We start from the raw sequence: 23,491 nt of genomic DNA on the forward strand, positions 1-23,491 counted from the left end.
GATCTTTCAAGACTGGAGAAACTCCCATGACACCGCTTGCCGAAAACTCGCGCCCCACCGTCATTGCGGCCGTCATCGGTCTAGGCTCTATGGGACTGGGAATGGCCCGGTCGATGAAGCGCGCAGGTCTTGACGTCATCGGATATGACATAACGCCGGCGGCAGTGGACCGCTTCGTCGCCGACGGCGGGCGTGGCGCGGCGACTCCTGCCGACGCCGCCAGGGAGGCCGACATTGTTGTCTGCGTGGTGGTCAACGGCGCGCAAACCGAGGCCGTGCTGTTCGGCCCTGAAGGCGTTGCAAGCACGATGAAGGCAGGCGCCGTGTTCATCTCATCGGCAACCATGGATCCCGCCGTCGCACGCAATCTCGCACAAAGAGTAGAGGCCCTCGGTCTGCACTATCTCGATGCGCCGATATCGGGCGGCGCAGCCAAGGCGGCGCTTGGCGAACTGACGATCATGGCATCCGGCTCCAGCCAAGCCTTCGACAGCGCGCGCCCAGGTCTCGACGCCATGGCCGGCAAGGTCTACGAGCTCGGCGGCGCGGCCGGAACCGGCGCCGCCTTCAAGATGATCAACCAGCTTCTCGCCGGCGTGCATATCGCAGCCGCATGTGAGGCCATAAGCTTTGCGGCCAAGCAGGGTCTCGACCTCGACAAGGTTTATGAAGTCATCACCGCCTCGGCCGGCAATTCCTGGATGTTCGAAAACCGCGTGCCGCATGTACTTGCCGGGGATTATACGCCGCTCAGCAGCATCGAGATCTTCGTCAAAGACCTCGGTATCGTCCAGGATATGGCGCGCTCCGAACGATATCCGGCGCCGCTCGCGGCAGCCGCCCTGCAAATGTACCTGGCGGCGGCCGGAGCCGGCATGGGCCATGACGACGATTCCTCACTCGCACGCCTCTATGCCCTGCTTTCCGGCGCAGAATTGCCCGGCCGCGTCAAGGAGCCGCAGAGCCTGTAAAGGAAGCCGACATGCCTGTGTTCGCCGCCAACCTGACGATGATGTTCAACGAATGGGCCTTCCTCGACCGCTTCGATGCTGCAGCCGATGCGGGGTTTTCCGCCGTCGAATATCTCTTTCCCTATGAAGCCGCGCCGGAGGCCCTCGCCGAACGGCTCGCCCGCAACAATCTGCAGCAGGCTTTGTTCAACCTGCCGCCAGGCGACTGGGGTGCCGGCGAACGCGGCATCGCGGCCCTTCCCGGACGGTTCGATGAGCTGAAGACTTGTGTCGAGCGGGCTTTGGATTATGCGGCGGCGACCGGCGTCAGACGGTTGCACCTGATGGCAGGCATCGCCGATCCTCATGATCGAGACGCCTCTGCCTCCTACCGGCGCTCCGTCGCCTACACCGCCGGCCGGCTCGGGGAAAAGGGCATAGACCTTCTGCTTGAGCCGATCAACGGGCGCAATATGCCGGGATACTTCCTTAACGACTTCGCCATGGCCGAGCGTTTGATCGCCGAATGCGGCCTGCCGAACGTGAAGCTTCAATTCGACATCTATCACCGTCAGATCATCCATGGCGATGTCGCCATGGCATTGCGGCGCCTGCTGCCGGTCACCGGCCATATCCAGATCGCCAGTGTGCCGTCCCGCAATGAGCCGGATGGGGAGGAGCTGAATTATCCCTATCTGTTCAGCGAAATCGACCGGCTGGGTTACGACGGTTTTATCGGCTGCGAATACATTCCGCGGGGCCGCACGCTGGACGGTCTAGGCTGGTTCGCCCCTTTTGCACGGAGCTAGATAATGGCCATTTCACTCGGATCGATTGCTGACGACTACACGGGCGCGTCGGATCTCGCCAACACGCTGACAAAGAATGGCCTGCGCACGGTGCAGACGGTCGGCATCCCCGATCCCTCGCTCGCGCTGCCCGACGTGGATGCCGTCGTCGTTTCCCTGAAAATCCGCTCGGTCCCTGCCTCTGAGGCCGTGACGGCTGCCACGGAAGCCGAGCGATGGCTGCGCCATCGGGGCGCGGGCCACGTGCTTTACAAAATCTGCTCGACGTTCGATTCCACCGACGCCGGCAATATCGGCCCCGTCACCGAGGCCTTGCGCGATGCTGCGGACGGCGGCAGCGTGCTGGTTACACCAGCCTTTCCAGAAACAGGGCGGACTGTCTACCTCGGCCATCTGTTCGTCGGCGGCCAAACATTGAACGAAAGCCCGCTCAAGGATCACCCCCTCAACCCGATGCACGACGCCAATCTCGTGCGGGTTCTCGCCCGGCAAACGCGCGGCGCCGTCGGCTTGATCGATCTGGCAGCCATCGCGGCCGGCCCTGCCGCCGCCAGGGCGAGGCTCGATGCGTTGCGCACGACAGGCGTGACCATGGCTGTTGCCGACGCAATTTTCGAAAAGGATCTGGAAACGCTCGGCGAGATCGCGCTCGAAACGCCGATATCGACCGGTGCGTCCGGCCTTGGCCTCGGCCTTGCCCGGGCGCTCGTCCGTTCCGGCCGCATATCCGGCAGCGCAACAGCTGAAGACATCATTCGCCCTGTCGACGGGTTTTCGGCGATTATTGCCGGCAGCTGTTCGAAAGCAACGCTACGCCAGCTCGAGGTCGCCGAACGGTCGATGCCTGTGCTGCGGCTTGATCCAGAGCGCCTGATATCAGGCCCGGATGAGATCGCCGCCGCGATTTCCTGGGCCGGAGACCGCATCTCCGCCGGCCCGGTCGTGGTCGCCGCGAGCGCGGCGCCCGAAACCGTATCCCGCCTGCAATCGCAATATGGGCGGGAGACCTCGGGCCACGCGATCGAGACCGCAACGTCGATTATCGCAGCCGAACTGGTTGAAAGAGGCGTGCGGCGTCTGGTGGTCGCCGGCGGTGAAACCTCGGGGGCCGCCGTCGACAGGCTCGCCATCCCGGCGTTTCTGATCGGCCCGGAGATTGCGCCCGGCGTGCCGGTGCTGCGCACGGTCGGCAATAGGCAGGGCGATATGCTTCTGGCGTTGAAATCAGGAAATTTCGGCGGCGAAGATTTCTTCGCCGCAGCGCTGGCGATGATGCGGTGACACGGTTTTGCGAAAGGCTCGGTCCTCCAGCATAAGATGCGGCGGCCGGTGATCGCAAAGCCATAAGATACTGCCTGAACCACGGCCTTCAGACGATCTGCCCGCCGGCGCTCCGGCAGACTGGCGGGCACGACATGAAGGACGCCCCCATGCAAGCAAGCCAGATCGAAATCGTCCCGTTCAGCCCCGACCACCTGGCCGCTGCCGTCGCGCTCTCCAAACAGGCGGGCTGGCCGCATCGGACGGAAGACTGGCAGATGGCGCTCGCCTTGAGCGAGGGGATGGTCGCAATCGAAGACGACAGGGTCGTCGGCACTGTGCTCGTCACGCCATACAAGCAAGATTGCGCGACCATCAACATGGTCATCGTCGACGAAACTATGCGCGGGCGCGGCCTCGGCCGCAGGCTGATGGACGCCGCGCTGCGGGTCGCAGCAGACCGGCCGCTGCGGCTGGTCGCGACGACGGCGGGCCTGCCACTCTATCAAAAGCTTGGCTTCCATGAAACCGGAATCGTGCTGCAGCACCAGGGCCTTGCCCGAGAAATCACTGCGCCTGCCGGCATCGAGGCCGCCGCAGCCGAGGATCTCCCTGAAATCATGACGCTCGATCGCCTTGCCTTCGGCGCCGACCGCGAAAACCTCCTCTCCTATCTCGCCAAGGTCGGCGAGTTCGCCGTCGTCCGCCGCGACGACGGCGTCTCGGGCTTCGCGTGCATGCGCGCCTTCGGGCGTGGCGAAGTGATCGGACCCGTGGTTGCAACGAACATCGAGGACGCCAGGAAACTCATCGAACATCACATCGCGAGACGCCCAGGACACTTCCTCAGGGTGGATACCACCGCCGCAACAGGACTTTCCCCTTGGCTCGCCGAACACGGCTTCGCCCATGTCGGCGGCGGCATTGCAATGAAAAATTCATCGGTCGGCCACGCCGCCGCCCCTGCTGCCACCACCTTCGCCCTTGCCAGCCAGGCGCTCGGCTGATCGGAGACCACATGTACGCCAACTCGCTCATCGAACTCGACCGCGCCCATCTCATCCATCCTGTGGCCTCCTACCGCAGTCACGAAAAGCATGGCGTGCGCGTACTGGCCTCGGCCAAGGGAGCAACGGTCACCGACGCCTCCGGCAAACAACTGATCGACGGTTTCGCCGGCCTCTGGTGCGTCAATGCCGGTTACGGCCACGAAAGCATTGTCGAGGCAGCGGCCCGGCAGATGCGGGAGCTTCCCTATGCAACGGCCTATTTCGGCCTCGGCTCTGAGCCGGCGATCCGGCTTGCCGCAGAACTCGCCGATCGGGCGCCGGGTGATCTCAACCATGTCTACTTCACGCTCGGCGGCTCCGACGCGGTGGACAGCACGATCCGGTTCATCCGCTACTACTGGAATGCTCGTGGACGGCCCGAGCGCGATCAGTTCATCTCGGTCGAACAGGGATATCACGGCTCCTCGACGGCGGGTGCGGGCCTGACCGCCTTGCCTGCCTTCCATGCCGGCTTCGGCCTTCCCTTCGACTGGCAGCATAAAATTCCGTCCCATTACGCCTATCGCAACCCGGTCGGCGAGGATCCGCAGGCGATTATCGAGGCCTCGCTGGCAGCGATGAAAAGCAAGGTCGAGGCGATCGGGCCGGAGCGCGTCGCCGCCTTCTACGTCGAACCGATTCAGGGTTCGGGCGGCGTGCTCGTACCGCCGAAAGGCTGGGTGAAGGCGATGCGCGAATTTTGCCGCGAGCACGACATCCTCTTCGTGGCCGATGAGGTGATCACCGGCTTTGGCCGCACCGGGCCGCTTTTTGCCTGCAGCGAAGAGGGAGTCGTGCCGGATTTCATGACCACCGCCAAGGGTCTCACCTCCGGCTACGTCCCGATGGGCGCCGTCTTCATGGCCGACCACGTCTATGAGACGATTGCCGAGGGTGCCGGCGCCGCCGCTATCGGACACGGCTACACCTATTCGGCCCATCCCGTCAGCGCCGCCGTCGGCCTTGAAGTCCTGACGCTTTATGAAAACGGCCTGCTCGACAATGGCGTCAAGGCCGGGACGCGGCTGATGCAGGGGTTGGAATCGCTGAGAGATCACCCGCTCGTGGGTGATGTCCGCGGCCGCGGAATGCTCGCCGCCGTCGAGCTCGTGGCCGACAAAATCAACAAGACGCCGCTGCCGGCATCCGCCGAACCCGCCCGCCGGATCTTCGATCGCGCCTGGGAAAACGGCCTCGTCATCCGCGCCTTCGGCAACGGCGTGCTCGGTTATGCGCCGCCGCTGTGCTGCACCGAAACGGAAATCGATGCGATCGTCGAGCGCACGCGTTTGACGCTGGACGAGACGCTTGAGGACCCGGATGTGCGCGGGGCGCTGCGGGTCTGAGAATAGCGCGAAACGGTTAGATTCGGTGTTTTGTGCCGCGCCAGGGCGCCTTTTCGGAGAATCCGGCGCAGCGCAAGTGACAAACTGAAACAGACGAAAGGCACGGATCACAACAAATCCGGCCTTGATACAAGAGCGGGACAACGATCCTGCCGGGAACGGAATATTCTTCTTTGAGAAGCCGCGCTCCATCGGAGCCGAACACTGGGGAATTCGCGTGAGCAAAAGTCTTCCGGAAATCAGCTACATGGGCTTCGACGAGGTCGGCTTGCTCATCGCTTCAGCCGAAACGGGACACGAGATCAATGGCGAGCGGGCGACGCTCAGCCTCTATCGCGAGGCCCACCGCTATTCAGACGATGATGACCTCTTTCCCGACGATCTCGTGCGCGCCTATCTCGCGAGCGGGACGGAGCTTGGCCTGCCCGCCGGCGGGCCGCTGCGGGAGCGGCGGCATGCCCACAAGGGCTGCGACGGCACGATCGAGCCGGCGGAGTTCACCGCACCCGATCATTTCACGTCGATGGCCGCCCCGCGGAGGCCGTGGCCACTTCGCGCGCCTGACTTTTAAAACCGGATCGGCTCGCCGGCAGGCGGCCGTCACAGAAAGAAAAGGGGAATGCCATGACCGACTTAAGGACTACGAACTGGACCCGCGCCGACGACGCAGTGGTCGAATGCGCCATCAGACGCGGCGCCACCCGCCGTGAACTGCTGCAGATGCTTCTCGCTGGGGGCGTCGCCATGTCCGCTGGCGGCGTCATCGTTGGTCGCGCCACTAAAGCGATCGCCGCGTCTCCGATCACCGGAGGACATCTCAAGGCGGCAGGCTTCACGTCTTCGACCGCAGACACGCTCGACCCGGCCAAAGCATCGAATTCAACGGATTATTCACGGTGTTCCGCAGTCTATAGCCGCCTTTCCAACCTCGACAGGTCCGGCGCGGTCGAGATGGAGCTGGCGGAAAGCATCGAGAGCACCGATGGCAAGGTGTGGACTGTGAAGCTGCGCAAGGGCGTCACCTTTCACGACGGCAAACAACTTACGTCCGCAGATGTGATCTACTCGCTCAAGCGCCACCTGGATCCCAACGTCGGCTCCAAGGTCAATGCCATCGCAAAGCAAATGACGGGGTTCAAGGCGCTCGACGATCTCACTCTCGAAATAACACTCGCAGACGCCAACGCCGACCTGCCGACCATCCTGGCACTACAGCACTTCATGATCGTCGCGGAAGGGACCGCCGACTTCTCGAAGGGGAACGGCACAGGGCCTTTCGTTCTCGAAAACTTCGAACCCGGTGTGCGCTCGCTTATGCGGCGGAACGACCATTACTGGAAGTCGAAAGGACCATTTGTCGACTCATTTGAGTTCTTCGCGATCAGCGACGACAGCTCGCGCGTGAATGCCTTGCTGTCGGGAGACATCCATGTCGCGGCCGCTATCAATCCCCGCTCGGAACGGCTCGTCGAAGGCAGGCCCGGCTTCGTTCTGTCGAAATCGAGCGCCAACAGCTACACCAACCTCAACATGCGCCTCGATACGACCCCTGGTCAAAACAGCGATTTCGTCGCGGGCATGAAGCACCTGGTTAATCGTGAGCAGATCCTGAGGGCAGCCCTGCGCGGGCGCGGTGAAATCGGCAACGACCAGCCGATTTTCCCGGGCAACCCCTATCGCAACGACGACCTCAAGCCTAAGCCGTACGACCCTGAAAAGGCAAAGTTCTATTTCAACAAGGCGGGCGTTCTCGGTCAGTCGATCCCGGTGATCGCGTCCGAGGCCGCGAACTCCGCAATCGACATGGCGATGATCATTCAGGCCGCCGGCGCCGAAATCGGCATGAAGCTCGACGTCCAGCGCGTGCCCTCCGACGGCTATTGGGACAAGTATTGGCTCAAGGCCCCGATCCATTTCGGCAATATCAATTATAGGCCGACGCCCGACATCCTGTTCTCGTTGCTATATGCGTCCGGCGCACCCTGGAATGAGAGCCATTACAAATCGGATAAATTCGACAAGATGCTGATCGAGGCGCGCGGCTCGCTCGATCAGGAGAAGCGTAAAGCGATTTACAATGAGATGCAGGTGATGATTGCAGATGAGGCCGGCACCATCATTCCGGCCTACCTGACCGGGATCGACGCCATCACGGACAAGCTCAAGGGCATGGAAACGAACCCACTCGGAGGTATGATGGGTTATCGCATGGCCGAGCATGTTTGGTTTGAATCGTGATCGCCAAAGTAGTCTCGGGGCTGCCGCCACATTGCTGTGGCCCCTCTGCACTTTGGTCCCGATAACTGGAAGGAAGCGAGTGTGAACAAAGAGGTCCTATCCCTGGTGCTGAGCAGATTGCTCATCGCCGTGATCACCTTGGTCATCGTCTCGTTCGCGGTCTTTACAGCGACGACGCTCCTGCCGGGGGATACTGCTTCGATCCTTCTCGGCCAGGCTGCAACGCCGGAGGCCGTCGCCGGATTGCGCACGGCCATGCATCTCGACGACCCGGCGTTTCTGCGTTTTATCTATTGGATGGGCGGACTGCTATCGGGTGACCTGGGCACGTCCTACGCCAACAACATGCCGGTCGCCGACCTGATCGGCGGCCGGTTCGCGAACTCGATGAAGCTTGCGGGCGTCACGGCCTTGTTCGCAGTACCGATTGCATTGACGCTCGGCATCACCGCCGCCATGGTAAGGGGCTCGCTTTATGATCGAGCGGTCACCGTATTTACGATCGGCGTCATATCGGTACCGGAATTCATGATAGCGACATTGGCTGTCATGTTCTTTGCAGTCTATCTGCAATGGCTGCCCGCGATTTCACTCACCAACGAAGTCCACACTATCACCGACATAGTGCGCGTCTACGCGATGCCGGTGATCACCCTCACCTTCGGGGTGTCCGCGCAGATGATCCGCATGACGCGGGCTGCGGTGGTGGAAACACTGAATACACCCTATGCCGAAATGGCACTATTGAAGGGTGCCTCACGAAGCCGCATCGTGTTGAAACATGCGCTGCCAAACGCCCTCGGTCCGATCGTCAACGCAATTGCCCTCTCGCTTTCATACCTTCTGGGCGGAGTAATCATCGTCGAGACGATCTTCAACTATCCCGGCATCGCCAAGCTGATGGTCGACGCCGTCGCCACCCGCGATCTCCCGCTCATCCAATCCTGCGCGATGATATTCTGCGTCGGCTATCTGATCCTGATCACGACGGCCGATATCATCGCTATTCTTGCCAACCCGAGGCTACGATGATGACCACGATCGAAACACATGCGCTAAAGCGTCGGAAATTCGCCTATCGCATCAACCTGGTCGGTGTGGTCGGCTTCGCCGTCATTGCTTTCTGGGCAATCATCGCCGTCATTGCTCCCTGGATCATCCCCCATCCGGTGGGTGAGATACTCGATTTTGACTATTTCGGCCCCATGAGCCAGCAGTTCTGGCTCGGTTCAGACTATCTGGGACGTGACATGCTTTCGCGCATCCTGATGGGAGCACGCTATACGGTCGGCATTTCGTTAGTCGCGGTTAGCATCGCCTGCTTCTCGGGCGTCGTGCTCGGCATGATCGCGGCGGTATCTGGGGGATGGGTCGACACCTTTCTCAGTCGCTTTCTCGATGCCCTGAATTCCATTCCAAGCAAACTTTTCGGCCTCGTGGTCGTGGCGGCGGTCGGATCGTCCATTCCCGTTCTGGTGCTGACACTTGCGGCGATCTACACGCCCGGCTCCTATCGCTTCGCCCGGGCTCTCGCAGTCAACATCAATACGATGGACTTCATCACCGTGGCCCGCGCTCGCGGCGAAGGTATAGCTTACTTGGTCGCGTCCGAAATCCTGCCCAATATTGCCGGGCCGGTTCTTGCCGACCTGGGCCTGCGCTTCGTCTTCATCGTGCTGCTCCTATCGGGTCTTTCGTTCCTCGGGCTTGGCGTGCAGCCGCCCTACGCGGATTGGGGAGCCCTGGTGCGCGAGAATATCGGCGGCCTCCCGCTCGGCGCACCCGCGGTGATTTTCCCCTCGATCGCTATCGCCACGCTGACGATCAGCGTCAATCTGCTGATCGACAACCTTCCTCAAAAAATACGCGATCGGAGCGAATGATGGCCAACCTCGTCGAAATCCGTGACCTCAAGGTCGAAGCCAAGACCGACTCCGGCCGCATCGTCGAAATCATCCGTGGCGTCAGTTTCGAAGTCGCTGAAGGGGAGATCGTCGCTCTGATCGGTGAAAGTGGGTCAGGCAAGACGACCATCGCTCTAACCCTGATGGGCCATGCCCGCGCCGGCTGTCGGATCAGCGGCGGCTCCGTCGTGCTCGCCGGTCAGGACATGGCAAGCCTTCCGGAGCGAAAACGGGCCAAGATCCGGGGAACCGTCGTCTCATATGTACCACAAAGTGCCGCCGCGGCCTTCAACCCGTCACAGACGATCATGGAACAGGTCATCGAGATCGCTCGCATCCATGATCTGATGCCCGCCGAAGAGGCCCGCACCCGCGCGGTAAGCCTATTCAAGGCGCTCTCGCTTCCCGATCCGGAAACGATCGGTTCCCGTTATCCGCATCAGGTTTCCGGCGGTCAGTTGCAGCGCCTCTCGGCCGCGATGGCCCTGATCGGTGATCCAAAACTTGTCATCTTCGACGAGCCCACGACGGCGCTTGATGTGACCACACAGATCGAAGTGCTGCGCGCCTTTAAATCCGTAATGCACAAGGGTCGCATCGGCGGCGTGTACGTCTCGCACGATCTTGCCGTAGTGGCCCAAATTGCCGATCGCATCGTTGTCCTCAAAGGAGGCGAAGTCCAGGAGATCGGAAGCACCGAGCAAATCCTCAGCAGACCGCAGCATCCTTATACCAAGGAGTTGTTAGGCGCTTTCAAGCCGGAAGCGCGGGCCAAATCCCCTGACAAGCAGCAGAGCAAAGCGATTCTTCAGGTGCAAGACCTTATCGCAGGCTATGGACCCATTCAGGCCGATGGCACACCCCTCGTCAAAGCCCTGAAATCCGTCAGCGTCGAGGTTGAGAGCGGTTGCAATCTGGGAATTATCGGTGAGTCCGGCTGCGGCAAATCCACCCTGGCTCGAACGATTGCCGGCATCATTCCCGCAACCGCGGGCAAGATCACCTTCAATGGACAGACGCTGGCGCCAGCCGCCGGCGCCCGTACGCGAGAACAGTTGCGAGAGCTGCAGATCGTTTTCCAATACGCCGACACCGCACTCAATCCCGCCAAATCGATCAGCGATATTCTCGGGCGACCGTTGGCCTTTTATCACGGCATGACAGGTGAGAAGCGTGAGAAGCGGATCGACGAACTCCTGGATATGGTTCGGCTGCCCCGGGCCTTGAAGCACCGGCGCCCGTCAGAACTGTCCGGGGGTCAGAAGCAGCGCGTCAACTTCGCTCGCGCGCTCGCTGCCGAGCCAAAACTGATCCTGTGTGACGAGGTTACGTCGGCACTTGATACCGTAGTTGCCGCAGCCGTCATCGACCTTCTCAAGGAGCTGCAGCGGGAGCTTTCTCTCTCCTACATTTTTATCAGCCACGACCTCTCCGTGGTCGAGGCGATCTGCGACGAAGTCGCGGTGATGTATGCGGGCGAAAAGATCGAGCAGCTCCCTCCCTCGGCCATGAGCAGCAGCGCGAGCCACCCCTACTCACAGCTACTGTTCTCCTCCGTCCCGAAGCTCGACCCGGCCTGGCTCGACGGGCTCAAGCAGGATCCGAAGCTGATCCGCGCCGTCGGAGGCGGATAATTGCGGGAAGGAGGCTCTCAGCGGCAGGTGCGACTTGACGGTCGGCGAGTTTCAGCGCACGTGGCGCAAATATTTGTCGATGCCACATCCATTGTTCATCAGGTCGCTCCACGATTTCCTGATGTTCGCCGATTTTGCTGGCCGCCAGTTGATCCTTGGATGAGCACTGCGCCTATCATTTCTGCCGCGTCGCCCCTGAACGACGCGAACCCAGTCTCAACCATCCGTTGAGCTGCCGGAATATCGATGGGTTACCTAGCCTCTCAGGGCTTTCCCCGACGTCGCGCTCTTCAGCGCTGAGGACATGTGCAGCACTCCAAGTTCGGGACTAGCTAGTATTGGCACCGGTGTGCCTTTCATCTCGCTCAGCGCATTTGCCATCGATGCTTGAGCTAGAACAACCACGTCAACGTTGCCCAACAGAGCAGCAAGGCCTTCACGTATCAGCGCATCATGCGCCGCTCTGTCTCCGTCCCGCAGTTTCTCAAACGCCCCTTCGCAGAGATGACTTGTAAGGAGAATTTCGCGACCCATTCGCTGAGCATGGCGTTCGATCAAATGGGTCGTCGGGCTCAATGTTGTAAACAGCGTTGCGAGGACGCCAATTCGATCTCCGCATTGCAAGGCCTCAATTGCCACCCCATCATCTATACGAAAGAGAGGTACGGGGCAGAGTGGCATTGCCGCATCCACTGCAGGGCCGAGCGACGAACAAGTGACGAGGACTGCGGAAGCCCCCGCATCCACCGCCGACCAAATGTGAGTCGCAAGCCGCCGCATGGTCTGACGTGACAGCGCGCCTTCGCGGATCGTGTGCCCCAGCAAGCTCTCATCCAACATATTAAACGGGCGCCAACCGGGCAGATGGCGGCTAACGAGTTCGTTGAACGCGGGGATGATCCCGTGGACCGTGTGGATCATGGCAAGCGCAGGGGACTCATAAGTGCCTGTAGTCATAGAATATCTCGGTTTTTTATTGTGCACGCTCTTTATCGTGAGGCTGTAGAAGCGGGGGTGACATGGACCTGATCAGGGCATCTGTCGTGCTCGACGGGAAACCAATTCAAAAACCGCTGTCGTCAGACGATGCTCTGTAGCTTACCCGGTCGACCGTCCTAGCTGTGACTGTCGCGCCGCCGAAAACGGAATTTCCTGCCGCCCCTGCATTTGCATTCGATACATGCTGCTCGCCTCCGCTCGGTAGCTTCACATGACCTGCCCTGTCCGTCGGGAATTTCCTGCGTCCGGCAGAAGGCGTCATCGAAATGCATCCGTCCGAACGGCTAGGCTTGGGCGCTTCCCGCCCGACTCGCACGTCGTTCCGGTACCGGAACTTCACTAGGGTTATCTCGTCGAAGTCGATGCGATAGCCGTCATTGCCTCAATTGCTCCCGCCGGAGGAGCAGGAAACAGTGCCGTATAGATCGGCCGCCAAAATCAGTTCAGGTCAGCCCCCATGTCTCCAATTGTCAAGCGCATACCGAACGATCAAGAGCTTCCCGCAAAGGCTGATGTTGTCGTCATTGGCGGCGGCATTATTGGTGCAACGGCAGCTTTCTTTCTCGCGGAGCGGGGACTGTCCGTAGCTCTGGTCGAAAAGGGCTATGTCGGCTGCGAGCAGTCGAGCCGCAACTGGGGTTGGTGCCGGCGGCAGAACCGGGATGCACGCGAGTTACCGCTCTCGGGCATCGCTTTGCAAGCTTGGGATGAGTTTGCGGCTAAAATCGGTGAGGACGTGGGCTTCCGCCGATGCGGTCTGCTTTACGCTACGGATAATCCGCGGCAACTGGCGGAATGGGAAGCATGGCGTGAGACCGCCCGGAAGTTCAATGTCAATACGAAGATGCTCAGCGCAAAGGAAGCGGCTGCCACGATCCCGGCAAATGGACGCCGATGGGTCGGCGGCGTGCATTCGATCGATGATGGCAAGGGCGAGCCCGCCATCGCCGCGCCGACGATCGCGTACGGCGCTCGCAAATTTGGCGCGACGATCCACCAGGAGTGCGCTGCGCAAGGCCTCGATCTGGTCAATGGGGCGGTGGCGGGGGTCATCACCGAAAAGGGAACCATCCGGACACAAGCCGTCCTTTGTGCTGGCGGTGCCTGGACGTCGATGTTTTGCCGCCAGCACGGCATTGTGTTTCCACAGGCGAGCGTGCGCCAGACAGCGCTTCGTACGCGGCCCACGAAGGATCTGGGTGAGGCGATCTATACGCCGGACTGCGCGCTGACCCGCCGGTTGGATGGCAGTTACACGCTTGCGATCAGCGGTAGGGCAATGCTGGATATCACTCCACAAGGCATTCGCTACGCCCGCTGGTTCATGCCGATGTTCATGAAGCGTCTGAAAGCGGTGCAGTTCGGCATCGGCAAATCCTTCCTCCAGGGTCCGGAGGCATTCGGAAGCTTGAACAAGAGTAAACCGTCGGCCTTCGAGCGGATGCGCGTTCTCGACCCGCCGCCGAGCCGCCGCACGATCGCGGCCATTTTGAAACGGGTCATCGAGCAGTTTCCTGCGTTGGCGGGCGTCGAAATCGCCGACAGCTGGGGAGCCTACGTGGATTTCACGCCGGACGCGGTGCCGGTCATCTCGCCGGCCGATGGTGTGAAGGGCCTTTACCTGGCCGCGGGCGGCTCCGGGCACGGCTTCGGCCTCGGCCCGGGCATCGGCCGCCTGGCCGCCGACCTCGTTGCCAACGATACACCCTGTGTCGACCCCACCCCCTTCCGCCTGTCGCGCCTGGTGGACGGTTCGAAAGTTAAGGTAGGTGCCATCTGAACGTGAGTGCCGGCCAGCAAGAGGCCGTTGATACACGCATGGAAGGAAGCTAGCGAAATGGATTACGACGTAATCATCATCGGCGGCGGCCTCGTGGGCGTATCGATTGCCTGGGGTCTGTCCACGTGCGGACAAAGGATTGCCGTCATCGATGAAGGCGATGTGGCAAACAGGGCGGCACGGGCGAATTTCGGTCTCGTATGGAGTTCAAGCAAGGGCCTCGGCAACGCCGCCTATTCGCGGTGGTCGCGAATCTCGACTGCAAACTGGCACCAGTTGGCGGCCGAGCTCAAGGCCGAAACCGGCGTCGACACTGGATTCGTCCAATCGGGCGGCTTCTCAATTCGGCTCACGTCTACGGAGCTGGAACGCGGGATCACATCCATGGCGAAGCTGGCCGGCCAGCCCGGAATGGAGGCGGAAGGAACCCCACCGCTCGAATATGAGATACTCGATCAGGCGGAGACGCGTCGCCGCTTGCCGCTGGTCGGCGAGACTGTGGCAGGGGCGATTTTCAGCCCGCTCGATGGACATGTTAATCCGCTGCGGCTGTTCGCGGGCTTTCATAAGGCGCTTAAGCAGCGTGGCGTTCATTATCTGCCGCATCGGCAGACGATTGCGATCAGTCATCGCGCAGGTACGTTCGAATTGGCAGGAGACGGGTGGCGACTCGGTGCCGGCAAGATCGTCCTTGCTGCCGGGATCGGCAATACCGCGCTCGCTCCGATGGTCGGGCTGAACGTTCCGCTCTCGCCCAGCCGCGGCCAGATCATTGTGACCGAGCGGCTGAAGCCTTTCCTAAGCCATGCCACCGGCCATCTGCGGCAGACAGACGAGGGATCTGTGCTGATCGGCGAAAGCAAGGAAACCACAATCGATCACCAGCGGCCGCGCGGGCCGATTACTGCGGTCCTGGCTGAGCGCGCCGTGCGCACATTCCCACTTCTAAAGGACGCCAGTACAGTGCGGATCTGGGCCGCATTCCGAGTGGTGACGCCGGACGGCTACCCCATTTACGAGCAGTCAGAGAGGTTTCCTGGTGCGTTCGCATGTGCCTGCCATTCCGGCGTGACTCTGGCGGCCAATCATGCGCTGGTCCTGTCGCGGCAGATTTCAGCCGGCGCGCTTTCTGACGATCTTTCCGCATTTCATTCCCGGAGGTTCCATGTTCCGGCGGCTGCCTGACCGAAAGGAGAGTTCAATTTCATTCACATTCAACGGCATGCCGACCATGGCCAGACAAGGCGATAGCGTTGCCGCCGCACTGTTGGCCGCGGGATATGGCAGCACGCGTCGCAGCCCGGTCTCCGGCGCCGCCCGTGGTCCTTACTGCATGATGGGTGTCTGCTTCGAGTGCCTCGTCAAAATCGATGGCCGGCCGAACCAGCAGGGTTGCATGACCAACGTTGCGGAGGGGATGCGGATCGAAACACAGGAGGGCGCGGCCATGCCGGGGCAGGAAGGGTGATTAGAAACATTCAGTCTGCCACCGATCTCGCGCCTGCCTATGACGTCGTCGTCGTTGGCGCGGGCCCTGCCGGCCTCTCGGCAGCCATCGAAGCCTCGATCCACGGTCTCGCGGTTTTGCTCGCTGACGAAAATGAATCCCCTGGCGGGCAGATTTATCGGTCGGTCGAGCATGCATCAGATGCCGACCTCGCCCGCATGGGGCCGGACTACGCTGCCGGGCGGAAGCTCATCGAGCGATTTCGGCAAGGAAATTTGAGCTACGCCCCCCGTGCGACTGTGTGGAGTGTCGGGCCTGCTGACGAAGAATTGGACGGCGCGCATCCGCTCGAGGTCGGGATTTCCCTCGGCGGGATTGCTCGACCGATCGCCGCCCATCGGGTGATCCTCGCAACAGGCGCGCTCGAACGCCCGTTCCCGTTCCCAGGGTGGACCATGCCGGGTGTCATGACGGCGGGAGCGGCGCAGATCTTGATGAAGTCGTCAGGTCTCGTGCCGTCCGGGCGCACCATCCTCGCCGGAACCGGGCCGCTGCTGTACTTAGTGGCAAGCCAGCTTCTCCAGGCAGGCGTAGATGTCATCGCAGTTGTCGACGCCACGCCACGCGAGAACTGGCGTACGGCTCTCGTTCATCTGCCCGCCTTTGTCACCTCACCCCATGCCCTTAAAGGCCTGAAATTTCTCTTCGATGTTCGCCGTAGGGCCCGAGTCGTTCGCGGGGTGACGGCAATCGAGGCCGTCGGGCAGGAAAAATTCAGCGCTCTGCGAGCGAGCAGGGGCAAGAATTCCCTGGAAGTTGAAGGCGACCTTCTCCTCCTGCACCAGGGACTCGCGCCAAACCTCAATCTCACGCTGGCGGCGGGATGCGATTATTACTGGGACGACCATTCGGCCGTTTTCCGCCCGAGCGTCGATGCCTGCGGCGCAAGTTCCGTTCCAGGTGTTTCGATCGCCGGCGATGGGGCCGGCATCGTCGGCGCGGTTGCCTCCGCACTCCAAGGGCAGTTGGCTGGCCTCAATGCCTCATTCGACTTAAACCTCATTGACCGAAATGCCTACGGAGAGCGTTGGACACGGCTCACTCGAGAGCTAGCTCGTGCCATGAGAGGCAGGACGTTCATCGAGCGTCGCTTTCGTTCTGGCGAGAAATTCCGGATCCCGGAGCACGACAGCACCATCGTCTGCCGCTGCGAGGAAATTACGGCTGGGAAGCTGCGCGAGGTTGCAGCGCTCGGCGTGCCGGGCCCGAACCAGATGAAGGCGTTCACACGATGTGGAATGGGCCCATGTCAAGGCCGGCTGTGCGGCCTGACTGCGGTCGAACTGCTGGCAAAATGCCGTGGCGGCTCGCCCAGCGAGGCTGGTTACTATCGGCTGCGCCCGCCCATCAAACCAGTGACGCTGGGCGAGCTAGCCGCTTGGCCGCACACGGATGCAGCCATCGTCGCTGTCGCCGGATTCTTAGAAACGCGGCGCTGATGGCGCACAGGACACAATCCATGGGCGCCACCAAGGCGCGGGCCGCACTCTCTGCCAAAAGCTGAGCGCAATGTAAAATAATCTGCGTGGGGCTCCGCGCATATGGCTAATAAAGCCAAAGCTCGGCGATTATGATGATCGCGGAATTGGGCAATCGAAGCGTTGGTTGAATCAAGAAATAGAGAGCTGGTGCATGAAAACGCTGCTGCTTAAAAAGGACGAGGTCAGTCGACTAATCAGCGTGACGGAAGTCATCGCTGCCGTGGAAGAGGCGTACAAGGCCTTTAGCAGTGATCAGGTGGAGCAACCTGACTATATGGGGATAGATCTTCCGTCGCCTCGGGGGGAAATCGACTTTAAGCTTGGCTACTACAAAGCCAATGAAATAATCTCCATGAAAGCCTCTTCCGGCGGGTTCATTGATAACCCGACTGCACACGGAGTGCCCAATGGCATGGCGACGATTTTCCTGTTCGACGCCAGGAGCGGTGCGTTGATTTGCGTTATGGATGGAAGTTTGATTCTTGGTCTCAGAACGGGAGCGTCTGGAGCCGTCTCCGTCAAAGCACTGGCGAGGAAGAACGCCACGACGGTCGCATCGATCGGCACTGGCAATCAAGCGAGAATGCAAATCCGTTCGATCAACGAGATCATGAAGATCGAGGAGATCCACGCCTGGGACAGCAACCCCGACACGCTCTTCAAATACAAGACGGATATTGAAAGCGAGCTTGGCATTCCTGTCATGATGGCGAACTCCAAAAAGGAGGCCGTCGAGCAGGCCGATATCCTTGTTACCACGACCCGCGGAAGAGGCTCGCTCGTAGAAGCGGGTTGGGTCAGGCCCGGCACGCACATTGTTGCGATCGGCACGGATCAACAAGGCAAGCAGGAATTGGATCCAGAGATATTCAGGAACGCAAAGCTAGTCGTCGACTCGATGGCGCAGTGCACCGAGAAGGGCGAAACCTGGCATCCCCTGAACAAGAATATCATCACCAAAGACGACATTCATGGTGAAATCGGCGAGATATTGCTGGGAAGGAAACCTGGACGAGAAAGTGATGACGAAATCACGATCTTCGACTCCACGGGCATGGCCATACAGGACAATACGACGGCCAGCAAAATTTATCATAACGCCATAGCCAATAACGTCGGCACCTTCTTTCAGTTTTTCGAGCAATGACCATGCGCAATTTCCCCACCATTCACGACATCCGTGAAGCTCAAGAGCGGCTGAAACCGCACGTCAGACATACCCCCCTATTGCGTGCGGACAAGATCGAGAAAGTGGTTGGTTGTCAGCTCTATCTCAAGCCCGAAACCCTGCAGATTACTGGCGCGTTCAAGATCCGCGGCGCTCTGAACAAGGCTCTCTCGCTCTCCCGAGAAGAGATCGCCAACGGGATCATCGCGACCTCGTCGGGCAACCATGCCCAAGGGCTCGCTTATGCCGCCAGGATGCTGGGTGTGAAAGCGATTTTGGTCCTTCCGGTCACCACGCCCAAGATCAAAATCGAAAACACCAAGGCCCTCGGAGCGGAAGTTATTCTTTTCGACGGCGACACCGCCGCCAGATGGAAAAGGGTGTATGAAATCGCCGAAGAAAACAGATACGCGGCTGTTCACGCTTTTGAGGACCCCATAGTAATGGCCGGTCAGGGAACGATCGGTTGTGAAATATTGCAGGATCTGGAGGATGTGGATACCATCATCGTTCCCGTAGGGGGCGGAGGGCTGATCTCGGGAATCGCGACCGCCATAAAGGAAACGAACCCATCCGTGCGGATCATAGGCGCGGAACCTGCGTTGACACCGAAGTATTTCCATAGCCGGATCAACAAGGAGCGGACAACGCTTCCCTTGAAGAACACAATTGCCGATGGCTTGAGGATAAGCGTCCCGGGGCAAAACCCCTATCCCATTATCGAAAGATATGTGGACGAGATTGTTCTTGTTGACGACGAACACATCATTGCCGGGATGCGTGCCCTTGCCAAAGATGCAAAATTGATCGCTGAACCGGCCGCCTCCATTGGAATCGGAGCCTTGTTGGCAGGCAGCATACACGTGAAGCCAGAAGAGAAAGTCTGTACGGTGCTGTCCGGCGGGAACTGGGATCTACACGACCTGGCCGAGATTTACAATTAGCGCTGTGATCCATTCAGCTTCGGTCAATGCACCACCCGGTCGCCGTTGAAGGTCTGCGATCATCCTTTGGCAACTACAAGCTGTCCGCCGTTCGGCGTATCGCGGACTGCGTTCGTCGGCAGACCAAGCAACAGATTGGAGCCATCAATGATGCATGCCCACAGATTCTATATCGACGGTGAGTGGGTCGAACCCTGCGTCTCGAAAACACTCGAAGTCATCGATCCCTCGACGGAGCAGCCGGCGGGCACGATTGCGCTCGGCAGCGCCGCCGACGTGCAGAGGGCGGTCACGGCAGCGCGGCGGGCGTTCGCCTCCTTCTCTCAGACCTCCAAGACCGAGCGCATCGATCTGCTGAAGCGCATAGTGGATATCCTCAAGCGCCGCAATGACGAGCTCGGCGATGTCATCTCGCGGGAAATGGGCGCTCCCCTCGCCATGGCCCGGGCAGAGCAGGCCGGTATCGGAGCTACCCATTTCGAGCAGACGATCAAGGCCATCGAGACTTTTGCCTTCGACTACATGCAGGGCTCTACCCGCATCGTACACGAGCCTATCGGGGTCGTCGCGATGATCAGCCCCTGGAACTGGCCGATCAATCAGATCGCCTGCAAGGTCGCTCCAGCGCTCGCTACGGGATGCACTATGGTCCTGAAGCCATCGGAGATCGCTCCGTTCAGTGCCGTGATCTTCGCCGAGATCATGGATGAGGCCGGCGTGCCGAAAGGCGTCTTCAACCTCGTCCAAGGCGACGGACCTACTGTCGGAACCGCACTGGCCAGCCATCCGGATGTGGATATGGTGTCCTTCACCGGCTCGACGCGGGCCGGCATTGCCGTGGCACAGGCGGCGGCACCGACCGTCAAGCGAGTGCATCAGGAACTCGGCGGCAAGTCGCCGAACATCATCCTGCCCAGCGCCGATTTCGCCGCTGCGGTCAGCGCTGGCGTACGCCGGTGCTTCGGCAATTCCGGCCAGACCTGCACCGCGCCAACGCGGATGCTGGTGCCGGCGTTGCGAATGGAGGAAGCAGGCTTGATCGCCGCGAGGGAAGCAGCTGCGCTCGTCGTCGGCCCGCCCTCGGATCCACGCACCGACCTCGGACCGGTCGCGAGCGGCGCCCAGTTCGACAAGATCCAGACGCTGATCGAACGCGGCATCGCGGAAGGAGCGGAGCTCGTCGCCGGTGGTCCTGGGCGCCCTTCGCATCTCAATTCCGGCTATTACGTGCGCCCGACCGTGTTTGCCCGCGTCACCAATCAGATGACGATCGCACGGGAGGAGATCTTCGGCCCGGTACTGTCGATCATCGGCTATGATAGCGAAGAGGAAGCGATCGCGATCGCCAACGACAGCCCCTACGGTCTGGCGGCCTACATTCAGGGAGATCCGCAAGAAGCGCGGGCGCTCGCAGGCAGGCTGCGCGCCGGCACTGTTCGCCTCAACAGCTGCGCCTGGGACAGCGCCGCCCCTTTTGGCGGCTACAAGCAATCAGGCAACGGTCGGGAGTACGGCAAGTTCGGACTGCACGAGTTTAGCGAAACCAAGAGCATCGTCGGCTTCTTGGACGAGTGAATGTCCAAACTTCGGTATGTCCGTTCGGGGATGTTTACGCGAGGCGCTGTAGTAACGTCGGTTCAGGTTTCTGAAGTCGCCTCATCTGGAATTCTCAGGTGCGCCTTTATTCTAGTGGGCGCACCTGAGATCTGCTGTCACTCGTAAACACAAACGTAGATCTTGCGTACGGTCTCAATAGTACGCCAAACCCCAACGAACCCGGGCTTCATGACGAAGCTGTCACCACCCCGATAGGTTTTCGTCTCGCCGCCCTTCTCCTCGATTTCTACGAGGCCCGAAATAATATGGCAGAATTCGTAGGTGGTGCCTTTGATCGAATGATGCTCGCCAGGCGTCGCTTCCCAGACGCCGGTTAACACCTTCTCCACCTTTGAAGCATCCTGGGCCCAGGTCTTGAAAAAGGGATTGCCCGAAATCAGACGCTCCGGCCCCGGGACCGCGTCCTTTGGCGTGAAATCCGGATTGGTGTCGATGGTGACCAACAGTGACATGTCATCTTCCTTCTTTGAGAGGCGGTTCTGATCTACGAGGCGAGGGTGGGACTGTTTCCGAGCGCGACAGCTGGGCAGTACGGGCTGCCAATGGCCTCGACCGTCCCGGCCTGCCTCTGGGATGGGTCGTGGTGTCATCCGAGATTAAGGCGATGCGGAAGTCGGCGTTACCGAATAAGGCCTTGTTTCAGTCGTAAATTTCGAAATCTCTCCACGACCCAGCCACACCTGCGGACTGTTGCGACAGCTGTCACCGAGGAGGGCAAGTGCGGATCATACATGCCGGGGCGATCCGCGCTCTCTAATGTGGAAATAAAGTGGTCAGCGGCATATGCGCTTTGATGATCGGAGATTTCAGCACGACGAAGCTGAAATATTTGTCGATGCCGACGTCCATATCGGTGAGCCGTTCCATGATCGTTTGGTATTCGTCTATTCCAGCGGTGACGAATTTCAACAGATAATCATAGCCGCCCGAAACCAGATGGCATTCGATCACCTGGTCGACCTTCTCGATCGCCCCGAGGAAGCGGGCGAAGTCGATCTGCCGATGGTTTTTGAGGGTAATCTCGGTGAACACGGTCAGCGTCTGCCCGAGTTTGCTGACGTTGATCTGAGCCGAATAACCTTCGATATAACCTTCCGACTGCAGCTTCTTCACCCGCATCAGGCAGGGGCTCGGCGACAGATTGACCAGCTCGGCGAGCTCCACATTGGTGACGCGGCCATTCTTCTGCAGTTCGTAGAGAATTTTTATGTCGATCCGGTCGAGTTTCATCATCACACGCGCCTTCGCTTGCTCGAGATCGCCAACGGCGCAGCAGATTATGCTGCAGCCTTTTGAGCGTCGAGCTTAACACATCACAAAGGGGTGTCGACCGGATTGCAGGACATGCCGAAGCACAAATGGCTGCTGGCTGGCCCGCAAGACGGAATCTTCTGCTGCCGCCTGATGATCTCCGGCAAAGTCGCAGCGGTGAATCCGCTAGACTGGTCTGAAACGGAGACCATGCCATGCCCGCACCGCTCACGCGTGTCGAAACTACAACGAAGCTGCCCGCTGCCGCCGATGCGGTCGTGATCGGCGGCGGCATCGTCGGCGTTTTCGCGGCCTATTATCTGGCCAGGCGCGGATTGAAGGTGGCCCTCGTCGAGAAAGGCCTTGTCGGGGCGGAACAATCGAGCCGCAACTGGGGCTGGTGCCGGCAGCAGAACCGCGATGCCCGTGAATTACCGATGTCGACGAAGAGCCTCGATCTGTGGGAGCGCTTCGCCACCGAAACCGGCGAGGACACCGGCTTCCGCCGTTGCGGTCTCCTCTATCTCAGCAATAGCGAGGAAGAACTTTCCGGCTGGGCCCGCTGGCGCGATTTCGCCCGATCGGTCGGCGTCACGACGCACATGCTAAGCGGCGCGGAAGCCACCGAACGCGGGCGGGCCACCGGCACCGCATGGAAAGGCGGGGTCTTTTCGCCGACCGACGGCACCGCCGATCCTGGAAGAGCCGCGCCTGCCGTCGCGCGTGCGATCCTGAAGCTCGGCGGCACGGTGCATCAATCCTGTGCGGCCCGCGGCCTTGAGATTGAAGGCGGCAGAGTTTCAGGCGTCGTCACGGAGCATGGCACCATCCGGACAAAAATCGCGATCCTGGCCGGCGGCGCCTGGGCCTCGTCCTTCTGCCGCCAGCTCGGCATTCGATTTCCGCAGGCCTCGATCCGCTCGTCGATCCTGTCAGTTTCGCCGGGAGCACCCGGCCTGCCGGATGCGCTGCATACATCAGCGGTATCGGTGACACGTCGCGGCAATGGCGGTTACACGCTGGCGATCAGCGGCCGCGGCCGCGTCGATCCCACGGCGCAGCAGTTTCGTTTCGCGCCGCAGTTCCTGCCGATGTTCGCTCGCCGCTGGCGGAGTCTGGCACCCGGCGGACTGGAGGGATATCGCTCGGGCCATGAATCTCTGGCACGCTGGCGGCTCGACAGGCCGACGCCGATGGAGCGCATGCGCATCCTCGACCCGGCGGTCGACCAGGCTACCATTGCCCTGACGCATTCACGGGCGCTCAAGCTGCTGCCCGCCTTGAAGAACACCGAAATCAACGCAGCCTGGGCAGGCTATATCGACAGCACGCCGGACGGCGTGCCGGCGATCGGCGAAATCGCCACGCTTCCAGGTTTCATCTTCGCTGCGGGCTTCAGCGGCCACGGCTTCGGCATCGGACCCGGCGCCGGTCATCTGATCGCCGACATCGTCGCCGGCGATGAGCCGATCGTCGATCCCAGGCCCTATCATCCCAACCGCTTCGCGGCCTCCGCCTGGGGCAAGGTCGCCGACTTCTAGAGCGCCGTGCGTC

At 60.8% G+C, this 23,491-nt stretch carries 21 protein-coding genes; 18 read left to right on the plus strand and 3 right to left on the minus strand.

The features are described from left to right. Positions 1-26: 26 nt before the first annotated feature. From ltnD to AMK02_RS26790, 10 genes are all read left to right on the plus strand, one after another. On the plus strand, positions 27-971 hold the full coding sequence (gene ltnD, locus AMK02_RS26745; protein WP_064807693.1) for an L-threonate dehydrogenase: 945 nt from the start codon (positions 27-29) through the stop codon (positions 969-971). Positions 972-982: 11 nt separating this feature from the next. Beyond that, the gene (otnI, locus tag AMK02_RS26750) at positions 983-1,759 is read left to right on the plus strand and encodes a 2-oxo-tetronate isomerase (protein ID WP_064807695.1); all 777 of its coding nucleotides are present in this window, start codon (positions 983-985) and stop codon (positions 1,757-1,759) included. Between the two features lie 3 nt (positions 1,760-1,762). Then, a complete protein-coding gene (gene otnK / locus AMK02_RS26755) occupies positions 1,763-3,040 on the plus strand; it encodes a 3-oxo-tetronate kinase (protein WP_064807697.1) in 1,278 nt (425 codons plus the stop codon). Between the two features lie 149 nt (positions 3,041-3,189). Further along, complete coding sequence (locus AMK02_RS26760; RefSeq protein ID WP_064807987.1) at positions 3,190-4,026, plus strand: GNAT family N-acetyltransferase; 837 nt, start codon at positions 3,190-3,192, stop codon at positions 4,024-4,026. 11 nt (positions 4,027-4,037) lie between these two features. Beyond that, positions 4,038-5,414: an aspartate aminotransferase family protein gene (locus tag AMK02_RS26765; protein WP_064807699.1), complete on the plus strand. Its 1,377-nt coding sequence runs from the start codon at positions 4,038-4,040 to the stop codon at positions 5,412-5,414. Positions 5,415-5,631: 217 nt separating this feature from the next. After that, positions 5,632-5,985 carry a hypothetical protein gene (locus AMK02_RS26770; RefSeq protein ID WP_225884108.1) on the plus strand — a complete coding sequence of 118 codons (354 nt, stop codon included), beginning with the start codon at positions 5,632-5,634 and terminating at the stop codon, positions 5,983-5,985. A gap of 53 nt (positions 5,986-6,038) precedes the next feature. Further along, positions 6,039-7,652: an ABC transporter substrate-binding protein gene (locus AMK02_RS26775; protein WP_004678982.1), complete on the plus strand. Its 1,614-nt coding sequence runs from the start codon at positions 6,039-6,041 to the stop codon at positions 7,650-7,652. An 81-nt stretch (positions 7,653-7,733) separates the two neighbouring features. Then, complete coding sequence (locus AMK02_RS26780) at positions 7,734-8,684, plus strand: ABC transporter permease (protein WP_037145646.1); 951 nt, start codon at positions 7,734-7,736, stop codon at positions 8,682-8,684. Continuing rightward, the gene (locus AMK02_RS26785) at positions 8,681-9,535 is read left to right on the plus strand and encodes an ABC transporter permease (RefSeq protein WP_064807701.1); all 855 of its coding nucleotides are present in this window, start codon (positions 8,681-8,683) and stop codon (positions 9,533-9,535) included. Before AMK02_RS26780 ends, AMK02_RS26785 begins: the two co-directional genes overlap by 4 nt. Beyond that, positions 9,535-11,190 (plus strand): ABC transporter ATP-binding protein, encoded by a 1,656-nt coding sequence (locus AMK02_RS26790; protein ID WP_064807703.1) that lies wholly within the window; start codon positions 9,535-9,537, stop codon positions 11,188-11,190. Before AMK02_RS26785 ends, AMK02_RS26790 begins: the two co-directional genes overlap by 1 nt. Before the next feature lie 255 nt (positions 11,191-11,445). Here AMK02_RS26790 and AMK02_RS26795 read toward each other — a convergent pair whose 3' ends face one another. Further along, positions 11,446-12,147: an aspartate/glutamate racemase family protein gene (locus tag AMK02_RS26795; RefSeq protein ID WP_064807705.1), complete on the minus strand. Its 702-nt coding sequence runs from the start codon at positions 12,145-12,147 to the stop codon at positions 11,446-11,448. 499 nt (positions 12,148-12,646) lie between these two features. On the opposite strand from AMK02_RS26795, the gene AMK02_RS26800 reads away from it, so the two are divergent. The 7 genes from AMK02_RS26800 (at position 12,647) to AMK02_RS26830 (ending at position 20,644) form a co-directional block, all read left to right on the plus strand. Continuing rightward, on the plus strand, positions 12,647-13,969 hold the full coding sequence (locus AMK02_RS26800) for an NAD(P)/FAD-dependent oxidoreductase (RefSeq protein ID WP_064807707.1): 1,323 nt from the start codon (positions 12,647-12,649) through the stop codon (positions 13,967-13,969). A gap of 57 nt (positions 13,970-14,026) precedes the next feature. Beyond that, complete coding sequence (locus AMK02_RS26805; RefSeq protein ID WP_064807709.1) at positions 14,027-15,154, plus strand: NAD(P)/FAD-dependent oxidoreductase; 1,128 nt, start codon at positions 14,027-14,029, stop codon at positions 15,152-15,154. Next, positions 15,135-15,437 (plus strand): (2Fe-2S)-binding protein, encoded by a 303-nt coding sequence (locus AMK02_RS26810; RefSeq protein ID WP_064807711.1) that lies wholly within the window; start codon positions 15,135-15,137, stop codon positions 15,435-15,437. The genes AMK02_RS26805 and AMK02_RS26810 overlap by 20 nt, the downstream gene beginning before the upstream one ends. Continuing rightward, positions 15,434-16,915 carry an NAD(P)/FAD-dependent oxidoreductase gene (locus AMK02_RS26815; protein ID WP_064807713.1) on the plus strand — a complete coding sequence of 494 codons (1,482 nt, stop codon included), beginning with the start codon at positions 15,434-15,436 and terminating at the stop codon, positions 16,913-16,915. Before AMK02_RS26810 ends, AMK02_RS26815 begins: the two co-directional genes overlap by 4 nt. A 193-nt stretch (positions 16,916-17,108) precedes the next feature. Then, complete coding sequence (locus AMK02_RS26820) at positions 17,109-18,104, plus strand: ornithine cyclodeaminase family protein (RefSeq protein ID WP_064807715.1); 996 nt, start codon at positions 17,109-17,111, stop codon at positions 18,102-18,104. After that, a complete protein-coding gene (locus tag AMK02_RS26825; protein ID WP_189637036.1) occupies positions 18,101-19,069 on the plus strand; it encodes a threonine/serine dehydratase in 969 nt (322 codons plus the stop codon). Before AMK02_RS26820 ends, AMK02_RS26825 begins: the two co-directional genes overlap by 4 nt. 147 nt (positions 19,070-19,216) lie before the next feature. Next, positions 19,217-20,644 carry an aldehyde dehydrogenase family protein gene (locus AMK02_RS26830; protein ID WP_064807719.1) on the plus strand — a complete coding sequence of 476 codons (1,428 nt, stop codon included), beginning with the start codon at positions 19,217-19,219 and terminating at the stop codon, positions 20,642-20,644. Between the two features lie 137 nt (positions 20,645-20,781). On the opposite strand, the gene AMK02_RS26835 is transcribed toward AMK02_RS26830, so the two are convergent. Both AMK02_RS26835 and AMK02_RS26840 read right to left on the minus strand, forming a co-directional pair. Beyond that, the gene (locus AMK02_RS26835) at positions 20,782-21,138 is read right to left on the minus strand and encodes a cupin domain-containing protein (RefSeq protein ID WP_064807721.1); all 357 of its coding nucleotides are present in this window, start codon (positions 21,136-21,138) and stop codon (positions 20,782-20,784) included. Between the two features lie 301 nt (positions 21,139-21,439). Continuing rightward, complete coding sequence (locus AMK02_RS26840; RefSeq protein WP_064807989.1) at positions 21,440-21,916, minus strand: Lrp/AsnC family transcriptional regulator; 477 nt, start codon at positions 21,914-21,916, stop codon at positions 21,440-21,442. Between the two features lie 236 nt (positions 21,917-22,152). Here AMK02_RS26840 and AMK02_RS26845 point away from each other — a divergent pair, with 236 nt between their 5' ends. Continuing rightward, entirely contained in the window at positions 22,153-23,478 is a 1,326-nt protein-coding gene (locus tag AMK02_RS26845) for an NAD(P)/FAD-dependent oxidoreductase (protein WP_064807722.1), read from the plus strand. Positions 23,479-23,491: the final 13 nt, after the last annotated feature.

It is taken from the genome of Rhizobium sp. N731 (genome assembly GCF_001664145.1).
Classification (GTDB): Bacteria; Pseudomonadota; Alphaproteobacteria; order Rhizobiales; family Rhizobiaceae; genus Rhizobium; species Rhizobium esperanzae.